At 33.5% G+C, this 2023-nt stretch carries 3 protein-coding genes; all 3 read left to right on the plus strand.

Annotated elements, in window-relative coordinates; genetic code table 11:
* The coding region (locus AC1EUY_RS15955) for a hotdog family protein (protein WP_480196546.1) at positions 1-727 on the plus strand (727 nt) is incomplete at its 5' end.
* 60 nt (positions 728-787) lie between these two features.
* Entirely contained in the window at positions 788-1072 is a 285-nt protein-coding gene (locus AC1EUY_RS15960; protein ID WP_480196547.1) for a GIY-YIG nuclease family protein, read from the plus strand.
* Positions 1073-1280: 208 nt separating this feature from the next.
* On the plus strand, positions 1281-2023 hold a 743-nt coding region (locus AC1EUY_RS15965; protein ID WP_480196548.1), incomplete at its 3' end, for an enoyl-CoA hydratase/isomerase family protein.

The following is a 2023-nucleotide window of genomic DNA, read 5'->3' on the forward strand; positions in this document are numbered from 1 at the left end:
CATTTCTGCTGCTGCTGGATTATTTGTGTATCCGAACAAAGGCCCTGTTTCTGCAAATTATGGATTAGAAGAATGTCGCTTCCTTCGTCCATTGTATCATAATGATACTATTTATGTACGTTTAACTTGTAAACAAAAGATTGATCGAGATGTTGCAAGTGCCGAACATCCAAGTGGTATAGTTAAATGGTTTGCCGAGATTTTTGATGCCGATAACGAATTAGTAGCGCTTGCTACGGTGTTAACCATGGTTCAAAAGAAGCAAGAAATCTTTGTGGAAATGACAGAAAATAAGATTGATGAATGTCTGTCGAAACTAAAAGAAGACACCAAACCAAAATGGGGCATCATGACACCACAGCACATGATAGAACATTTAGAATACACGTATAAGATTGCAGCAGGCGAGATTCAAGATTTTGAAATTTCGACACCAGAAAAGATTTTAGAGAAAGTTAAAAACAGCCTTTGGAATTATACGAAGTTTCCTAAAAATAGTCAATTTCCAATGCTTAAAAAAGATACGCTTGATGATTTAAAATATGAAAATTTAGCAACAGCAATTGAAAAATTTAAGATACAACGAGCGAAGTATTTAGAATATTTTAAAGAGCATCCAGATGCCACGTTAAAGAATATTGTATTTGGAGAGCTGAATCGTTACGAGTGGTATTTATTAGAACGAAAACATTTAAATCATCACTTCGAGCAATTCAATTTGTTATAACAAATTGAATTGCTCGAAGTTCCCACGAAAGTGGGAATCTAAAAAATAATAATTAAGAAGATGAAACATTGCGTTTACATAATAACAAATAAAAAACAAGGTGTTTTATATATAGGAAAAACAAAAAAATTAAAAACAAGAATATATCAACATAAAACAAAGGCTCACCCCAATACCTTTTCGGCAAGATATAATTTGAATAAGCTAGTTTATTTTGAAGAATTGGAGACAGAAGAAGAAGCTAAATTGAGAGAAAAGAAGATGAAGAAATGGAATAGGGCTTGGAAAATTGAATTAATAGAAAAATTAAATCCTAAATGGAAGGATTTATATGAAGAATTATAAATGAATCAATCTTAAAAGGTTTTGAAAACCTTGTAGGTATCCATAAATAAAAAAGATGTTTGCTAGTTCATCATGAAACAGTGAACTCTATTAAAATAAAGTATAATATTAAAAAGATTCTCACTGGTTTACCCAGAAATGGGTAATTATAAGAAAATAAGTATAACTAATAATAAGATTTCCGCCTTCGCGGAAACGTATAAATACGATGACACAACCTTACGTAAAACAAACCATAGAAAACGAAGTAGGATACATCGAGTTTTTTCATCCTGCTCACAATTCGTTACCTGGAGATATTTTAGCAAAACTAGCACAAACCATTACCGATGCTGGAAACAATGGTGCTATAAAAGTTATTGTACTTAAAAGTGGAGGCGACAGAACCTTTTGTGCTGGAGCAAGTTTTAAAGAATTAATAAATATCAATGATGCGGCAACAGGAAAAGTATTTTTTTCAGGATTCGCTAACGTCATTAATACCATGCGTAAATGCCCAAAGTTTATTATTGGGCGTATTCAAGGAAAAACTGTTGGTGGTGGAGTAGGTCTTGCCGCTTCAACCGATTATTGTATGGCAACGAAGTTTGCGGCTATTAAGTTAAGTGAATTAAATATTGGTATCGGACCCTTTGTAGTTGGACCAGCTATTGAACGCAAAATGGGATTGAGTGCCATGTCACAAATTGCTATAGATGCAAATTCGTTTTATCCAGCCGAATGGGCTAAAGAAAAAGGTTTATTTACACATGTTTATGAAACTACAGAAATATTGGATGAGGCAGTAAAAACTACAGCAGAGCATTTGTGTACTTACAATACGGAAGCTATGCTAGAAATGAAAAAGGTATTTTGGAAAGGCACAGACGATTGGGATGATTTGTTAGCAGAACGTGCTCAAACGAGTGGGCGTTTAGTGCTTTCAGAATTCACAAAAGAGAAATTAAAAGG

The organism is Maritimimonas sp. 2210JD6-3, from assembly GCF_056591795.1.